This is a genomic window from Paraburkholderia sp. 22099, assembly GCF_052045835.1.
GTDB classification, from domain to species: Bacteria; Pseudomonadota; Gammaproteobacteria; order Burkholderiales; family Burkholderiaceae; genus Paraburkholderia; species Paraburkholderia terricola.
In genome coordinates this window covers 24,505-40,016 of record NZ_JBQEPU010000015.1, presented here as the reverse complement: position 1 = coordinate 40,016, position 15,512 = coordinate 24,505, and the positions used below count along the sequence as shown (strand labels likewise).

General features: G+C 64.2%; 15 protein-coding genes. 8 read left to right on the top strand and 7 right to left on the bottom strand.

The features are described 5' to 3' along the window. Window positions 1-23: 23 nt before the first annotated feature. Genes ACTJLC_RS15935 through ACTJLC_RS15925 form a run of 3 tightly spaced genes read right to left on the bottom strand, consistent with a single transcriptional unit; the run spans window position 24 to window position 2,319 of the window. Window positions 24-614: a flavin reductase family protein gene (locus tag ACTJLC_RS15935; RefSeq protein ID WP_310133034.1), complete on the bottom strand. Its 591-nt coding sequence runs from the start codon at window positions 612-614 to the stop codon at window positions 24-26. 8 nt (window positions 615-622) lie between these two features. Then, window positions 623-1,357 (bottom strand): GntR family transcriptional regulator, encoded by a 735-nt coding sequence (locus tag ACTJLC_RS15930; protein ID WP_310133031.1) that lies wholly within the window; start codon window positions 1,355-1,357, stop codon window positions 623-625. Continuing rightward, window positions 1,354-2,319: a polysaccharide deacetylase family protein gene (locus ACTJLC_RS15925; protein ID WP_310133028.1), complete on the bottom strand. Its 966-nt coding sequence runs from the start codon at window positions 2,317-2,319 to the stop codon at window positions 1,354-1,356. Before ACTJLC_RS15925 ends, ACTJLC_RS15930 begins: the two co-directional genes overlap by 4 nt. A 316-nt stretch (window positions 2,320-2,635) precedes the next feature. On the opposite strand from ACTJLC_RS15925, the gene ACTJLC_RS15920 reads away from it, so the two are divergent. The 6 genes from ACTJLC_RS15920 (at window position 2,636) to ACTJLC_RS15895 (ending at window position 8,954) form a co-directional block, all read left to right on the top strand. Continuing rightward, window positions 2,636-3,694 carry an ABC transporter ATP-binding protein gene (locus ACTJLC_RS15920; protein WP_073428490.1) on the top strand — a complete coding sequence of 353 codons (1,059 nt, stop codon included), beginning with the start codon at window positions 2,636-2,638 and terminating at the stop codon, window positions 3,692-3,694. Window positions 3,695-3,806: 112 nt separating this feature from the next. After that, complete coding sequence (locus tag ACTJLC_RS15915; RefSeq protein ID WP_310133023.1) at window positions 3,807-5,102, top strand: ABC transporter substrate-binding protein; 1,296 nt, start codon at window positions 3,807-3,809, stop codon at window positions 5,100-5,102. Between the two features lie 21 nt (window positions 5,103-5,123). Next, window positions 5,124-6,038 (top strand): ABC transporter permease, encoded by a 915-nt coding sequence (locus tag ACTJLC_RS15910; RefSeq protein WP_310120638.1) that lies wholly within the window; start codon window positions 5,124-5,126, stop codon window positions 6,036-6,038. Between the two features lie 2 nt (window positions 6,039-6,040). Beyond that, window positions 6,041-6,946 carry an ABC transporter permease gene (locus ACTJLC_RS15905; protein ID WP_310133019.1) on the top strand — a complete coding sequence of 302 codons (906 nt, stop codon included), beginning with the start codon at window positions 6,041-6,043 and terminating at the stop codon, window positions 6,944-6,946. A 143-nt stretch (window positions 6,947-7,089) separates the two neighbouring features. Continuing rightward, on the top strand, window positions 7,090-8,361 hold the full coding sequence (locus ACTJLC_RS15900; RefSeq protein WP_154873259.1) for an acyl-CoA dehydrogenase family protein: 1,272 nt from the start codon (window positions 7,090-7,092) through the stop codon (window positions 8,359-8,361). Window positions 8,362-8,435: 74 nt separating this feature from the next. After that, entirely contained in the window at window positions 8,436-8,954 is a 519-nt protein-coding gene (locus ACTJLC_RS15895) for an SLATT domain-containing protein (protein WP_073428395.1), read from the top strand. Between the two features lie 11 nt (window positions 8,955-8,965). Here ACTJLC_RS15895 and ACTJLC_RS15890 read toward each other — a convergent pair whose 3' ends face one another. Next, entirely contained in the window at window positions 8,966-9,670 is a 705-nt protein-coding gene (locus tag ACTJLC_RS15890) for a YceH family protein (protein WP_310120643.1), read from the bottom strand. A gap of 226 nt (window positions 9,671-9,896) precedes the next feature. Between ACTJLC_RS15890 and ACTJLC_RS15885 the strand changes: the two genes are divergently transcribed. Beyond that, window positions 9,897-10,469 carry a helix-turn-helix domain-containing protein gene (locus ACTJLC_RS15885; protein ID WP_310133015.1) on the top strand — a complete coding sequence of 191 codons (573 nt, stop codon included), beginning with the start codon at window positions 9,897-9,899 and terminating at the stop codon, window positions 10,467-10,469. Window positions 10,470-10,475: 6 nt separating this feature from the next. After that, the gene (locus ACTJLC_RS15880; RefSeq protein ID WP_073428398.1) at window positions 10,476-11,003 is read left to right on the top strand and encodes a GNAT family N-acetyltransferase; all 528 of its coding nucleotides are present in this window, start codon (window positions 10,476-10,478) and stop codon (window positions 11,001-11,003) included. Window positions 11,004-11,085: 82 nt separating this feature from the next. Here ACTJLC_RS15880 and ACTJLC_RS15875 read toward each other — a convergent pair whose 3' ends face one another. The 3 genes from ACTJLC_RS15875 to ACTJLC_RS15865 form a co-directional block, all read right to left on the bottom strand. After that, on the bottom strand, window positions 11,086-11,718 hold the full coding sequence (locus tag ACTJLC_RS15875) for a LysE family translocator (RefSeq protein ID WP_310133012.1): 633 nt from the start codon (window positions 11,716-11,718) through the stop codon (window positions 11,086-11,088). An 81-nt stretch (window positions 11,719-11,799) separates the two neighbouring features. Beyond that, on the bottom strand, window positions 11,800-12,957 hold the full coding sequence (locus ACTJLC_RS15870) for an acetate/propionate family kinase (RefSeq protein ID WP_310133010.1): 1,158 nt from the start codon (window positions 12,955-12,957) through the stop codon (window positions 11,800-11,802). Window positions 12,958-12,969: 12 nt separating this feature from the next. Continuing rightward, window positions 12,970-15,363, bottom strand: coding sequence for a phosphoketolase family protein (locus tag ACTJLC_RS15865; protein ID WP_310133007.1), 2,394 nt, complete (start codon window positions 15,361-15,363; stop codon window positions 12,970-12,972). Window positions 15,364-15,512: the final 149 nt, after the last annotated feature.

Below are 15,512 nucleotides of genomic sequence, written 5' to 3'. Positions count from 1 at the left end.
GTTCAGGCTTCGGGCCGGCTGGCTCAACCCAGCGTGAAACGGTCGCGCGTCGTGACATAGTCGCTCGCGCCGAAGCGGCCCACCGGAAAGTAGTGCTGCAAACGCACGCGCCACGTCCCGGTATCGATCAACTCACCGCGTGCATGCAGCCGATGCACCCGGCCGATGAAAATCTGCCGGCTGGCCGTTTCCAGCGTCTCCCATGTGGTGCATTCGAAGGCCACCGGCGCTTCGGCGATGCGCGGCGGCGCGACGTGCGTGCTCGGCACCGGCGTCAAGCCGACCGCGGCAAGCTCGCTCACATGGGGCGGCAACCGCTCGCCGCAGCGATGCATTTTCTCCGCGATCGCTTCGTCCGCGAGATGCACGACGAATTCGCCCGTGCGCACGATATTCACGGCGGTGTCCTTCAGCGTGCCGTCGGCCACGCGATTGACGCTGATCATCACGATCGGCGGTTCCTCGCCGAGCATGTTGAACATCGAAAACGGCGCCGCGTTGATGGTGCCATCCGCGCCGAGCGTGGTGACGAGGGCGATGGGACGCGGCACGATCAGGCTCGCCATCAGCTTGTAGCGCTGGTATTCGGTGATCGCTGCGAAATCGATTTCCATGTTCGTGCCTAGGTTTGAGTCGCGTGTCCGGCGATGCCGAGCAACTGGCCGAGGCTCTTTTCGCCGCGCATCCGCGATGTTTCGATGCGCTCTTCGAGGTGGCGCAAATGCGCTTCCATATGCGCCATCGCGCCCGCCGCGTCGCGCGCTTCCAGGCAAGCGACGATCGCCGCATGTTCCGCGTGCTCGCACGGCGCATTGCCGGGCGGTTCATACACGCCGAGGATCAGCGAGCAGCGCGAGACCAGTTCCCTCAGGTAGTTCTGCAAAATCGAATTGCCCGCCAGCGCCGCGATCTGCATATGAAAGCCGCTGGCGAGCGTCGCCCATGACGGCTGATCGAAGCGATGCATCGCCTCGTGCTCGCTCGCGAGTTGCTGGCGCAACGCCTCGATGTCTTTTGCGCTCGCGCGCTGCACCGCGAGCTCGACCAGCATCCGCTCGACGGAGCGCCGCGCTTCGAAAATCTCGCGCGTTTCCTCCGGCGTGGGCTCGGCGATGACCGCGCCCTTGTTCGGACGCAGCACGACGATGCCGTCATACGCGAGCTTTTCCAGCACGCGCCGCACCACCGCGCGGCCCACGCCGAACAGGTGGCACAACTCGGGCTCCGGCAGCTTGGTGCCCGGCGTCAGACGATGATTCAGCACGCCGTCGAAGATCGATTGATAGATGCGCGCGTCGACGTCCGCCTCTTCTTTCGGCGCTTTCCTCGCGGCGGCCGCGCCGGCTTTCGCGCTCATGCAAGCGCGGCGCGCAGCGCGCCGTCCCGCTCCAGTTGATCCATGTGCCGCGCGATCGCGCCTGGCGTGGTGAACCAGACGTCGCCTGTGCTGCGCGCCGCGGCGATATGCTGGAGTGCGCGGCGCAAATGCCGCAAGCGATACGGCTGCCCCACCAGATAAGGATGCAGCGCGACGCCCATCACCAGCGCCTGCGGCTGCGCGCCGCGATTGGCCTGTTCGAGCATCTCGTCGAACTGATCGACGATCATGTCGGCGAACGCGCGGCCATCCATGTGACGGCCCACCATCATCGGCAAATCGTTGAGTTCCTGCGGATACGGAATCGACCAGAGCGGCGCGCCGCGCGTTGTCATGCGCACGGGGCGGTCGTCGTGGCACCAGTTCAGCGTGTAGCGGTAGCCGGTTTCGGCGAGCAGATCGGGCGTCGAATGCGACTCCGAGATCCACGGTGAGAGCCAACCGTCTGGAGGCATGCCGGATTCTGCCGCGATACGTTCGCGGCAATGCAGAAGCAACTCGCGTTCGCCGCTTTCGTCGAGGTCGCTCTGGCGCTGCGCGTTCGTATGGCCGTGGCCGATCAACTCATCGCCGCGCGCCACGCAAGCCGCGATCAGTTCGGGACAGTGATCGTAGAGCGCGGTGTTGATGAGCGTGCCCACGGGCAGATCGAGTTGGTCGAACAGTTCGATGCAGCGCCACGCGCCCACGCGATTGCCGTACTCGCGCCAGCTATGGTTGAGCACATCGGGTTGCGGCGAGACTGGGCCGAGCGCGGCGCCGAGCCCTCCGCCGAAAGCAAAATGCTCCAGGTTGAAGCCCAGATACACCGCGAGTCCGCTGCCGCCGGGCCAGCGGAACGCGTCGCTGTCCGTGATCGGCCGGTAGGCAAAGCGGCCGTGCGTGGCAAGCAAGCGATGCGCGCGGCTCGCGGCCGTAGGCACATTCCGTGTGTCGTTCATTTGAAGAAGCCGAGGGATGACGAAAAGCGACGCGGCGCGCCACGGATGAACCGGCTTGGCCGGTTCATGCCCCGCGACGGACCGAAGACGCACCGTGATCGCGCAAAACAATGCCGCCGATCGCTAACGATCGACGCCGCGGATCGTGTGCAATATGTGAGCCAACTCGTAGACGTTAGGCGCACCGCGCGTTTGCAATCGACGCGCGCGCCGGGGCAACGGATGGCACATGTCTTGCGTTTGCATGGCTTCGCTTAAGGCTCCGCGTCGCGTCGACGCTTGCCTGCTCCGCGCCGTTTATGAGGACACCGCCTTCATGAGTCAACCTGCTTCGACCGTGCTCGAAACCAAGGCCGCCGACATCGAACTCGTGCACGTGTCGAAGCAATACGGCGACGCGCTCGCCGTCGACGCGATCGATCTGCGCATTGCGGGCGGCCAGTACTGCTGCCTGCTCGGGCCGTCGGGATGCGGCAAGACCTCGACGCTACGCATGATCGCCGGGCATGAATCCGTCAGCGAAGGCGACATTCTGATCGCGGGCCGCAATGTCACGCGCGCGGAACCCGCGGCCCGCGGCACCGCGATGGTGTTTCAGAACTACGCGCTGTTTCCGCATCTGAACGCGCTCGATAACGTGGCGTTCAGCCTGAAGATGCGCGGCGTCGCGAAGGACGTGCGCCGCAAGCGCGCGGGCGAATTGCTCGAACTGGTCGCGATGTCCGCGTATGCCGAACGCAAGCCGGCGCAACTCTCCGGCGGCCAGCAGCAGCGCGTGGCGCTCGCGCGTGCGTTGCTGAATCAGCCCGGCTGCCTGCTGCTCGACGAACCGCTCTCCGCGCTCGACCCGTTCCTGCGTGTGCAGATGCGCGCCGAACTCAAGCGCTGGCAGAAAGAACTCGGCATCACGTTCGTGCACGTCACGCATTCGCAGGAAGAAGCGATGGCGCTGGCCGATCTCGTCGTCGTGATGAGCCACGGCCGCATCGAACAGAGCGGTACGCCGCATGAAGTATTCAACCGTCCGCGCACCGAATTCGTCGCGCGTTTTCTCGGCGGTCACAACGTCTTCAACACCAATGGCCGCTTGTTCACCGTGCGCGCCGATCATCTGCGGGTCGTGCCGCATGGCGTGACGCCGGTACAGGCGGCGAGTAGCGACGGCGGCCTGGCTCGCATCGGCGGCGTGCCCTGCACGGTGCGCGAAGCGGAGTACCAGGGCACGCATTTGCGCATGACGCTCGATCCGCTCGACGGTTCGCCCGAATTGGTCTCGCTCGTGAGCGACGGCGACTATGACCCGGCGCGGCTCGGGCCGCAGGCGCGCGTGGTGGTGTGGTGGAACGAAAAGGACGCGCATCCGCTGGCGGCATGAGCATCGAGCGGCAGCGCCGCGACGCGGCGAACAACGTCCGATCGGGAACCACAAGCAAACGACAAGCGCACGACAGGCAAACGACAAGCGAACGTCAACTGAGGAGAAAGCAATGAGTGAAGCGAACGAGAGCCCGGCAGCGGCCGCAGTGGATGTCAAGGACACAGGCCTGTCGCGCCGCACGTTCATCAAGGGCGCAGTGGCGGCGGCCGGCATTGCCGGCTTCCCCTACGTGCATGCGCAGGAAAAGTTCACGTTGCGCTATCTCGGCACGGCGGTCAATCAGAGCGCCGACATCGCGAGGAAATTCAAGGAGGACACCGGCATCGAGATTCAATACGTGCCCGTGACCACCGACGACGTCGCCAAGCGCATCATCACGCAGCCCAACTCGTTCGATATCGTCGACACCGAATATTTCGCGCTCAAGAAGCTGATTCCGGCCGGCACGCTCGCGGGCATGGACGCGAAGCGCATCAAGCTCGCCGACAAGATCACACCCGTGCTCACGCGTGGCGAAGTGAACGGCAAGAAGATCGGCGACCAGGGCACCGCGCCGAAAAAGGTCATGTTCCTGACCGGCCCGCGCTCCACCGAATTCTCCGCGACGCCCACCGAATGGATGACGCTGATCCCCACCACCTATAACGCGGACACGCTCGGCATTCGCCCCGACCTCATCAAGCGGCCGATCGACAGTTGGGCCGAACTGCTCAATCCGCAGTTCAAGGGCAAGGCCGCGCTTCTGAACATTCCCGCGATCGGCATCATGGATTCGGCCATGGCGATCGAGGCGATGGGTCACGTGAAATACGGCGACAAGGGCAACATGACCAAGGCCGAGATCGACCAGACCATCAAGATCCTGATCGAAGCCAAGCGCGCGGGCCAGTTCCGCGCGTTCTGGAAAGACTTCAACGAAAGCGTGAACCTGATGGCGTCCGGCGAGGTGGTGATTCAGTCGATGTGGTCGCCGGCCGTGACGAAGGTGCGCACGATGGGTGTGGCCTGCAAGTTCCAGCCGCTCAAGGAAGGCTATCGCTCATGGGCGTCGGGTTTCGGGTTTCCGCGCTCGCTGCAAGGCAAGAAGCTCGACGCCGCCTATGAGTTCGTCAACTGGTTCCAGAATGGCTGGGCGGGCGCCTACCTGATGCGCCAGGGCTATTACTCGGGCGTGCTCGAAACCGCGAAAGCGCACATGCAGCCGTATGAGTGGGACTACTGGATCGAAGGCAAGGCGGCGGCCAAAGACATCAAGGCGCCGGACGGCCAGTTGCTCGAAAAAGCCGGCGCCGTGCGCGACGGCGGCTCGTACACCCAGCGCATGGGCGCGATTGCGTGCTGGAACGCGGTGATGGACGAGAACATCTACATGGTTCAGAAGTGGAACGAGTTCATCGCGGCCTGATGAAGAGATAGACACCTCCACATGGCAACGATCGACCTTCCCTCGCGCGCGCAGGACGAGCCCGTCAAGCACCGGCGCGCGCCGGCGTGGCTGCAGGCCACGCCGCTCTCGCTGACCTTCCTGCTGTTCTTCATCGTGCCGCTCGTCATCACGTTGATCGTCAGCTTCTGGGACTTCAACGAGTATCAGATCATCCCCGCGTTCACGCTGAAGAACTACGCGGCGATTTTCAACGGCTGTTCGTCGATGACCGACCTGTGCGTGACCTTCAAGACCTATTGGTCGACGCTCAGGTTCTGCGCGATCGTGTGGGCCACAACCTTGCTGCTCGGTTTTTCGATCGCTTATTTCCTCGCGTTTCATGTGCGCACGACGAGCATGCAGACGGTGCTGTTCCTCGTCTGCACGATTCCGTTCTGGACCTCGAACGTGATCCGCATGATTTCGTGGATGCCGCTGCTCGGCCGCAACGGCCTCGTCAATCAGGCGCTGCTCGGCGCGCATGTGATCGATCAGCCGCTCGAATGGCTGTTGTATTCGAACTTCTCGGTGGTGCTGGCGTTCGTGCATCTGTACACGTTCTTCATGATCGTGCCGATCTTCAACGCGATGATGCGCATCGACCGGTCGCTGCTCGAAGCCGCGCGCGATGCCGGCGCGAGCGGCTGGCAGGTGGTGCGCAACGTGGTGCTGCCGCTTTCGAAAACCGGCATCGTGATCGGCTCGATCTTCGTGATCACGATCGTGATGGGCGACTTCCTGACCGTCGGCGTGATGGGCGGCCAGCAGATCGCGTCGGTCGGCAAGATCATTCAGGTGCAGACCGGCTACCTGCAATTTCCCGCCGCGGCGGCCAACGCCATCATTCTGCTGGCGGTGGTGCTGATGATCGTGTGGGCTTTGACGCGGGTGGTCGATATCCGCAAGGAGCTGTGAGGATGCAGACGGTTCGGCTCAAACATCGGGAACATCGTCCGGCCAGCTTCTATTGGCTCGCGCTGCTGTTCGGCCTGTTCGTGCTGTTTCTGTACGGGCCGGTGATCACGATTTTCATTCTGTCGTTTCAGGGGCCCGAGGGCGGGCTCACGTTTCCGATGCGCGGGGTTTCGCTGCACTGGTTCGCCGTGCTGCGCGACGGTGTGGGCGACATCGACATATGGGCCGCGTTCGGGCGCTCGGTGCGGCTTGCGCTCGCCGTCACGATGCTGACCGTGGTGTTTTCCGTTGCCACGGGATTGGCGTTTCGCCGGCGCTTTCGCGGCGATACGGCCGTGTTTTATGTGTCCGTCGCCAGTTTGATCATGCCGTCCATTATCGTTTCGCTCGGCATCGGCTTGACGTTCCGGCTGCTGGATAACGGCGCGAAGTATCTCGCCACCGCGTGGGGCTATCAGTCGTTTGCCGACAGCTACACGACCTCGATGGGCCTGTTTTCTTCCGCGCTCGGCGCGCATTTGACGTGGACGCTGCCGTTCGGTTTGCTGGTGATGTTCGCGGTGTTCAACCGTTTCAATCCCGCTTACGAAGAAGCGTCGCGCGATCTGGGCGCGACGCCGTGGCAGAGTTTCCGGCATGTGGTGCTGCCGATCATCGGACCTTCGGTGGTGGGCGTGGCGATGTTCGGCTTCACGCTCTCCTGGGACGAAATCGCCCGCACCTCGCAGGCCATCGGCGATCAGAATACCTTGCCGCTCGAACTTCAAGGCCTCACGACTTCGGTGACCACGCCGGTCATTTACGCACTCGGCACGATGACCACGGTGCTTTCGCTGACGGTCATGGCGGTGTGTCTGATTTCGGTGCGATTGCTGGCACGCAGGCGCGCGGTCGCGGGAATGAAATAGCCCGCGTATCCGCGAATGCAAAAACCCAAAAACCATTTCACCGCCTGTTCTAAGAATCGGCCAAATACTTCGTTGCAAGGCAAGCGGCTCGTCCCGTACCGTTCTCTGATTGCGCCTCGCGCGCGCCTAGCATTGGAGAACCCATGTCAGCATCGGAGACGCACGACGGTCCGACTCACACTATCGCCGACGCCGCGCAACTGTTCGACGAAGATCATTTGACGCGGCGTTTCGCGGCCAGATTCGCGCCCGTGTTCGAGCGCATCGCGCAGGGCGCCGTGGAACGCGAGCAAAAGCGCGAACTCGCCTACGCGCCCGTGGAATGGCTGCGTGAAGCCGGGTATACCAAGCTGCGTGTGCCTAAAGAGTACGGCGGCGAAGGCGTCTCGCTCACGGAATTCCTCGCGCTGGTCACGCGCCTCGGCGAGGCGGATTCGAATCTCCCGCAGATCCTGCGCGTGCATGGCGGCTTCATCGAATCGCTGCTGGAAAGCGGCGACGAACCGCTGCGCGACCGCTGGCTCTCGCGTATCGCGCAAGGCCAGATCGTCGGCGGCGCGGTATCCGAGCGCACCGGCGTCACCAACAACAGCGTGCGCCTCACGCAAGCCGACGGCGCGTGGCATCTCGACGGCGAGAAGTACTACACCACCGGCACGCTGTACGCCGATTGGGTGGACGTCACCGCGCACGACGGACAAAGCGACGTGCGCGTACTCGTGAAGTCGGACGCGCCGGGTCTTGCCCGCATCGACGATTGGGACGGTTTCGGCCAGCGTCTCACCGGCAGCGGCACGGCGCGTTTCGACCATGTGCCGGTCGCGCCCGAGAATCTCTACCGGCGCTTCAACGCCGCGGAGCCGCGCCGCAACAGCCTGCTCACCGCGTATTACCAGGCGCTGCATGTCGCGAATCTCGCGGGCATCAGCCGGGCGGCGCTGCGCGATGCGGTGGCGTTCACGCAAGGCAAGACGCGGACCTTCGGCATTCCGGGCGAGTCGAGTCCGCGTGAGAATCCGCTGGTGCATCGCGTGGTGGGCCGCCTCGCGAGCCTCGCTTATTCGACGCAGAGCATCAGCACGTCGCTCGCGCGCGCGCTCGACGAAGTTTCGGCCGCGCGGCAGGAAGGCCGCACCGACGAAGCGACCTACATCCGCCTCGACATTCAAACCTTCCAGGCGCAGCAGATCGTAATCGAGCAGACGTTGCAAGCCGCCACGCTGTTGTTCGAAGTGGGCGGCGCATCGGCCACCAGCGAGACGCGCCGCTTCGACCGCTACTGGCGCAACGCGCGGGTGCTGGCGTCGCACAATCCGGCGATCATTCGCGAGGCCGCGATCGGTGATTTTTATCTGAACGGGCGCGCGCATGAGGAGCGCTTCGGCGTGGCGCGGCAGGCGGTGTCGGGCCGATAGCGCGGCACGGTTCATGTGGCGCGGCGTCGAGCGCATGCGCTAAGCTTGCGGAATCAACAGCCCTGACGAGCGACATGAAGACCCTGCCCGCCTACGAGCCTCCGGTCGATGAAGAACAGCTTTTGCTGAAGTGGATCCGGCGCGCGCGCGAATCGCAGATGAGCCATTACGACATGGCCGACCTGCTCTCCGCGCGTGAGCGCACGATGGGCTGGCTGGTGACCGCGTTGACCGCCTTCGTGGGCACGGCGGTATTTGCATCGTTGAATTCGACGGCCGTGTCGCCGGCGCTCAGAATCGTCGTGGGCCTCGTGAGCGTGACGGCCGCGGTCTCCGCCGCGCTGCAAACGTTCCTCAAATACGCCGAGCGCGCGGAGAAGCATCGCGCCGCCGGTGCGCGCTATGGCGCGGTGCGGCGCAAACTGGAAGCCGTCTTCGCAGGCGACGCCGACGCGCGCAACGGCCACTATCTGGCGGCGATCCGCGAGGAGCTCGACCGGCTCGCCGAAGATTCACCGAACGTGCCGCCACGCGTTTTTTATCGCACGCAGCGAACGCTCGCCACCGACTCGCAGCGAAGCCGCGATGCGTGACAGCTTCGTTCTCAGGCGCTGCCGCCGAGATCGTCCACGTTGATGCCCAACTCGGCCGCCATGCGCCGCACTACCGTCTGAAGCCGGTTCACTTCGTCGGCGAGCCGCTTCTGTTCGGCCTTCACGGCTTCGAACGCGGAGAGCGGCACCATGTCGTCGTCATCGCCCGGCTGCGCCAGTTCGCTCGCGCTCACCTCGCCGCACAGCAGATGCGTCCAGCGGTTCTCGCGCTCGCCCGGCGTGCGGGCCAGCTTCACCACGCGCGGCGGATCGTTCGCGGCGAGTTCGTCGAGAAATGCTTCCACCGACGAGATGTCGGCGAAACCATGCAAGCGCGCGCTGTTCAGGCGCAACTCCGCCGCGGTTTGCGGGCCGCGCAGCAGCAAGGTGGTCAGCAACGCAGCCGATTGACTCGGCAGTCCCAGCACACGGTTCATGTTGTGCTCGAAGCGCGGCACGCGGCTGCTGCTGCCTTCCATCACGAGGCTTAGCCGCTTCAAACCGTCGACGGCGGTCAGCACTTCGGCTTCCGTTGCGTTCATGACCGGCGCGCGGCCGGTTTTCTGGTTGCAGCCCAAGGTCAACGCATTCAACGACAGCGGATAGCTGTCCGGCACGGTGTGCTGTTTTTCGACGAGTACGCCGAGCACGCGCCCCTCGAGCAAGGTCAACGCGCGGATGGGGGGACGGGAAGGAGCGTCGGGAGTGGTGTTCATAAATGGATGTTGCGGCATGAGTCGCCGGGTCTCGTGGATGATGTGCCTGACAGTCGCACAGCCGGGCGGCGATTTCTGGTTGGTGGGCATCATGATAAACGGCCCGGCGGTTCGTGGTGGACGAATCGCAGGTGAGCGGATCGTGCGGGCCGACGCGGACGGAATTGGCGGCAGAGACGATTTTGGCGCGTTGACTTCATCTCATATTAGAGATAGTTTCCCGGATATGGAAACAGACGCCACCGAAGACAACGCCATCGACCGCCGCATCGCCCAGCGTCTTCGCGCGCTGCGCGCCGAGCGCAACTGGTCGCTCGACCATCTCGCGAAGCTGAGCAACGTGAGCCGCGCGACGCTCTCGCGCCTCGAAAACGCGGCCGTGAGCCCCACCGCGAGCGTGCTCGGCAAACTCTGCGTAGCGTATGGCCTGCCGATGTCGCGCCTCATGCACATGGTGGAAGAAGACTTCGCGGCGCTCGTGCCGCGCGCCGCGCAGCCGCTGTGGACCGACGCCAGCGTGGGCTTTCGGCGCCGTTCAGTGTCGCCGCCTGCGCAAGCGCTGAGCGGCGAAGCGCTGGAATGCGAACTCGACGCGGGCGTGCGCATCGACTACGACGCGTCGCCGCGGCCCGGGCTTGAACATCATCTGATTTTGCTCGAAGGGCAATTGCAAATCACCGTCGACGGCCAGAGCCATGATCTCGAACCGGGCGACTGTCTGCGTTATCAACTGTTCGGCCCGAGCGCATTCGTGACGCCCGCGCATAGCGCCGCGCACTACATCCTCTTCATCGTGTGAGCCAGCATGAGCGCTATTACCATCACGTCCCTTTCCGCCGACGACCTCGTTCGCCATCTTCCCGAACTCGGCGCGCTGCTGCGTGCCTGTGTGCATGACGGAGCCAGCATCGGTTTTGTGTTGCCGTATGGCGTCGAGGAAAGCGAGGCGTTCTGGAGCGGCAAGGTGCTGCCGTCGCTGCGGGCGGGCGGACTTAAGTTGTTCGTCGCGCGGCTGGGCGATGCGATTGCCGGCACCGTGCAACTGGATTACGACACGATGCCGAATCAGCGTCATCGCGCGGAAGTGCGCAAGCTGCTGGTCCACCCCGCGTTTCGCCGCCGGGGTGTCGCGAGAGCGCTGATGATGGAACTGGAAAGCCACGCGCGGCGACTCGAACGCAGCCTGCTCACGCTCGATACCCGCACCGGCGACAGCGCCGAGCCGCTTTATGCGGCGCTGGGTTATCAGACGGTGGGTGTGATCCCGGCTTATGCGCGCGCACCGCATGACGATGGATTCGATTCGACCACCATCATGTATAAGGCGCTATAGCCGCGGGTTGAGCGTGACAGGGTGTCGATGGCGAGGTCGAACGACATCACGCCATGGCTATCGCTCTCTTCGCTCTCTTCGCTCAGCGCCGCGGATCGAGCGCGATGCGCACCGCGAGACCGGCCAGCACCGTGCCCATCAGCCAGCGCTGCACTTGCAGCCAGAACGGCCGCCCCGCGAGAAACCCGGCAATCGATCCGGCCATGCTCGCGATCAACGCATTCACCGTCACCGCGATGACGATCTGCACGCAGCCGAGCGCGATCGATTGCGTCAGCACGCTGCCGTGTCCCGGTGAAATGAATTGCGGCAGCAGCGACAGATACATCACCGCGATCTTCGGATTCGCGAGGTTCGTGACGAGGCCCATCGTAAACAGCTTGCGGCTGCTGTCGTGCGGCAGGTCGCGCACCTCGAACGGCGAACGGCCGCCGGGTTTGACCGCCTGCCACGCCAGATACAGCAGGTAGAGCGCGCCGCCGAAACGCAATGCGTCGTAGGCGTAGGGCACCGTCAACAGCAACGCGGTAATGCCGAACGCCGCGCAGAACATGTAGAACACGTAGCCGAGCGCCACGCCGCCGAGCGAGACAAGCCCCGCGCGCCGCCCCTGGCAGAGCGATCGGGAGATCAGGTAGATCATGTTCGGCCCAGGCGTCAGCACCATGCCGAACGAGACGAGAGCGAAAGCGAGCAGCGTTGCGGCGGTGGGCACGGCATTCTCCTGGGCGATTGTTGTGAGTCGGACAATGCCGCCAAATATAGCCGATGTGGCGGATTCCAGCTTGCAGGCGAATCAGCCCGAATCCGCTTGCAGCAGTGCCCGGCAATGCCGTGCGATCTGCTTTTCTTCCTCGGTATGAATCGCCCTCACCTTGCCTGCCGGATCGCCTTCGGCGAGTCCGAGGAACGACAGCCCGTCGCATACGCGTTTGCGAATCTCCTGACTGTGCTCGCCGATCCCGCCGGTAAACACCAGCAGATCGATGCCGCCGAGCAACGCCGCATAAGCGCCGATCGTCTTGCGCACGGCGGTGGCGAACGCGTCGAGCGCAAGCGCCGCATTCGCATCGCCGGCCGCGGCGCGTTTTTCGAGCGCCTGCATGTCGCTCTCGCCGTCCGCGTAACCGGCGAGTCCGCTGTGGCGATTCAGGAGCGTTTCCAGCGCGTCGGCATCGAGCTTCTCCACGCGCATCAGATACAGCAGCACGCCCGGGTCGAGGTCGCCGCTGCGCGTGCCCATCGGTACGCCGCCCGTCGGCGTCATACCCATCGACGTATCGACCGATTTGCCGTCGCGCAGCGCGCACACGCTCGACCCGCTGCCCAGATGCGCGAACACGGCGTGCGCCGGTAAGTCGGCACCGAGGCGCGTCACCAGCGATTCATACGACAGACCGTGAAAGCCGTAGCGAATCACGCCCGCCGCCGCATAACGGCGCGGCAATGCGAGCTGTGCGGCAAGCGGCGGCAGCGTCGCGTGAAACGCCGTATCGAAGCAGGCGAAATGCGGCGCGTCGCCGAAAATCTTCGCTGCTTCGTCGATCAAGCCGAGCGCGGGCGGGATATGCAGCGGCGCAAAGTGCACCGCATCCTGCAAGCGCTGGCGCACTTGCGCCGTCAGGCGCTGATGCGTGCGCAGATGCGGCCCGCCATGCACGACCCGATGCCCCACCGCCGCGGGCCGCGCGTGGTTCTGCTGCGCGAGCACGGTGGCGAGCTTTTGCAGCGCATCGGTTTGCGACTCCAGCACGTGCGCCTGCTGCGCCAGCACGCGGCCGTCGGGCGACTTGATGCGCAAGCTGCCGTCGCGCCGGCCGATGCCTTCGGCGCTGCCTTCCAGCAGCAAGGCTTCGTCGTCGCCCGAGCGCGTGAAGAGCCCGAACTTCAGCGACGACGAACCGCTGTTCAGCACCAGAATCGGCGCGTGGCCCGGATGATCTCGCGTGTTCATGACAGACCTCGCTCAGCTTCGCCACGTCCAGTTGCTGATTTCTTCCTTGTCGATACCCTCGGCATGTGCATGAGCGAGATGCTCGATGATCTGCCCGCGCAGCCATTCCTTCGCATGATCGCCGACGCCGCGCAGCTTCGGCACGCGGTCGATCACGTCGATCGCGAGCGAGAAACGGTCCACCTGATTGATGATCGCCAGTTCGAGCGGCGTATTGATGTTGCCCTTCTCGTGATAGCCGTGCACGTGCAGATTGTCGTGATTGGTGCGGTTATACGTGAGCTTGTGCACGAGCGACGCATACGAATGAAAGTTGAAGATCACCGGCTTGCTGGTGGTGAACAGCGAATCGAAATCGCGATTGCTGAGGCCGTGCGGATGCGCATGCTCGGGCATCAGGCGAAACAGATCGACCACGTTGACGAAGCGGATCTTCAGATCGGCGAAGCGCTCCTTCAGAAGCTGCACGGCGGCGAGCGCTTCCATCGTGGCGATGTCGCCGGCGCAGGCGACCACCACGTCGGGCTCGGCGCCCTGATCGGTCGACGCCCAGTTCCAGATGCCGATGCCCTTGGTGCAATGCGTGACGGCGGCGTCCATGTCGAGATACTGCAAATGCGGCTGCTTGTCGGCCACGATCACGTTGACGTAGTCGCGCGAACGCAGGCAATGGTCGGCGACGCTCAGCAGGCAGTTGGCGTCCGGCGGCAGATAAATGCGTACCACGTCCGGGCTTTTATTGGTGACGACGTCGAGAAAGCCGGGGTCCTGATGCGTGAAGCCGTTGTGATCCTGGCGCCACACGAGCGACGTGATCAGCAGATTGATCGACGGCACCGGCTGGCGCCAGCGAAGCTCGCGCTTCGACTTTTCCAGCCACTTGGCGTGCTGGTTGAACATGGAATCGATCACGTGCACGAACGCCTCGTAGGTGGCGAACAAGCCGTGCCGGCCGGTCAGCACGTAACCCTCGAACCAGCCTTCGAGCGTGTGCTCGCTGAGCATTTCCATCACGCGGCCGTCCGGCGCGAGCGCGCCGCCGTCCGCGTCGTTCGGCTCGCTCTGCGCGAGCCAGGTTTTCGCCGACGCGTCGTAGATCGCGGTCAGCTTGTTGCTCGCGGTTTCGTCGGGCCCGAACACCCGGAAGTTCGTCATGTTGTGGCGCATCACGTCGCGCAGAAACTTGCCGAGCGCGTCGGTGGGCGAGGTGTAGGAGCCGCCCGGTTTTTTCACGGCCACCGCATAGTCGCGAAACGGCGGCAGATCGAGCGCCTTGCTCAGCAAGCCGCCGTTCGCATGCGGATTGGCGCTGATGCGGCGCGCGCCCTTGGGCGCGAGTTCACGCAGCTCTTTCACCAGACGCCCGCTTTCGTCGAATAGCGACTCGGGCTCGTAACTACGCAGCCACTCCTCGACCAGTTTCAGGCTCTTGCCGTTCGTGACCGGATCGAGCACCGGCACCTGATGCGCGCGCCACGAGCCCTCCACCTTGTGGCCGTCCACTTCCTTCGGACCGGTCCAGCCTTTCGGCGAACGCAGCACGATCATCGGCCAGCGTGGGCGCGATGCGTCGTTGGTTTCACGCGCGTGCTGCTGAATCGCGCGAATCTCGCCGATGCATTGATCGAGCGTCGCCGCCATGTGCTGATGCATGGAGTCGGGATCGTCGCCCTCGACGAAATACGGTTTATGGCCGTAGCCGGTCAGCAGGGCTTCGAGTTCCTCGCGGGGAATGCGCGCGAGAATGGTCGGATTGGCGATCTTGTAGCCGTTCAGATGCAGAACCGGCAGCACCGCGCCGTCGCGGATCGGATTGAGGAATTTGTTCGAATGCCACGCGGTGGCGAGCGGGCCGGTTTCGGCCTCGCCGTCGCCGATCATCACCGTGACGATCAGATCGGGGTTGTCGAACGCGGCGCCGTAACCGTGCGACAGGCTGTAGCCGAGTTCGCCGCCTTCGTGAATCGAGCCTGGCGTTTCCGGCGTGCAGTGCGAGCCGATGCCGCCCGGGAACGAGAACTGCCGGAAGAAGCGCCGCATGCCGGCTTCGTCCTCGCTGCGGTCGGGGTAGATTTCGGCGTAATGGCCCTCCAGATAGCTATGCGCCAGCGTGGCCGGCGCGCCGTGACCGGGGCCGGCCACGTAGATCATGTCGAGATCCAGCTTGTTGATCAGCCGGTTCAGATGCACCAGCAGGAAACTCTGCCCAGGGTCCGAGCCCCAATGGCCCAGCAGGCGGTTCTTGATGTGTTCGGGTTTGAGCGGTTCGCGCAGCAGCGGATTGTCGCGCAGATAGATCATGCCGGCCGAAAGGTAGTTGCAGGCGCGCCAGTAGCGGTCCATGTTGCGCAACGTGTTCGGGTCCAAGGTTTGTGGCGGCGTGGGACGGGAGGTTGCTTCGGCCATGACGTGACTCCTCGAAAGGGACTCTCAGGCAGGTTAGCGGATGCGGCAGCGGTGTGACAGGCGGCGTGCGTCAGCGTTCGATGCAATCGCGCAAAGCTTGATCTGGCTCCGGGTGCGCGTGTTATGCATGCGCGCCGTGCATGCGTCGC

Bases quoted from the DNA above. Each gene is read 5' to 3' on its own strand.
- ACTJLC_RS15935 (WP_310133034.1), bottom strand. From the start codon at position 614: ATGGAAATCGATTTCGCAGCGATCACCGAATACCAGCGCTACAAGCTG.
- ACTJLC_RS15930 (WP_310133031.1), bottom strand. From the start codon at position 1,357: ATGAGCGCGAAAGCCGGCGCGGCCGCCGCGAGGAAAGCGCCGAAAGAA.
- ACTJLC_RS15925 (WP_310133028.1), bottom strand. From the start codon at position 2,319: ATGAACGACACACGGAATGTGCCTACGGCCGCGAGCCGCGCGCATCGC.
- ACTJLC_RS15920 (WP_073428490.1), top strand. From the start codon at position 2,636: ATGAGTCAACCTGCTTCGACCGTGCTCGAAACCAAGGCCGCCGACATC.
- ACTJLC_RS15915 (WP_310133023.1), top strand. From the start codon at position 3,807: ATGAGTGAAGCGAACGAGAGCCCGGCAGCGGCCGCAGTGGATGTCAAG.
- ACTJLC_RS15910 (WP_310120638.1), top strand. From the start codon at position 5,124: ATGGCAACGATCGACCTTCCCTCGCGCGCGCAGGACGAGCCCGTCAAG.
- ACTJLC_RS15905 (WP_310133019.1), top strand. From the start codon at position 6,041: ATGCAGACGGTTCGGCTCAAACATCGGGAACATCGTCCGGCCAGCTTC.
- ACTJLC_RS15900 (WP_154873259.1), top strand. From the start codon at position 7,090: ATGTCAGCATCGGAGACGCACGACGGTCCGACTCACACTATCGCCGAC.
- ACTJLC_RS15895 (WP_073428395.1), top strand. From the start codon at position 8,436: ATGAAGACCCTGCCCGCCTACGAGCCTCCGGTCGATGAAGAACAGCTT.
- ACTJLC_RS15890 (WP_310120643.1), bottom strand. From the start codon at position 9,670: ATGAACACCACTCCCGACGCTCCTTCCCGTCCCCCCATCCGCGCGTTG.
- ACTJLC_RS15885 (WP_310133015.1), top strand. From the start codon at position 9,897: ATGGAAACAGACGCCACCGAAGACAACGCCATCGACCGCCGCATCGCC.
- ACTJLC_RS15880 (WP_073428398.1), top strand. From the start codon at position 10,476: ATGAGCGCTATTACCATCACGTCCCTTTCCGCCGACGACCTCGTTCGC.
- ACTJLC_RS15870 (WP_310133010.1), bottom strand. From the start codon at position 12,957: ATGAACACGCGAGATCATCCGGGCCACGCGCCGATTCTGGTGCTGAAC.
- ACTJLC_RS15865 (WP_310133007.1), bottom strand. From the start codon at position 15,363: ATGGCCGAAGCAACCTCCCGTCCCACGCCGCCACAAACCTTGGACCCG.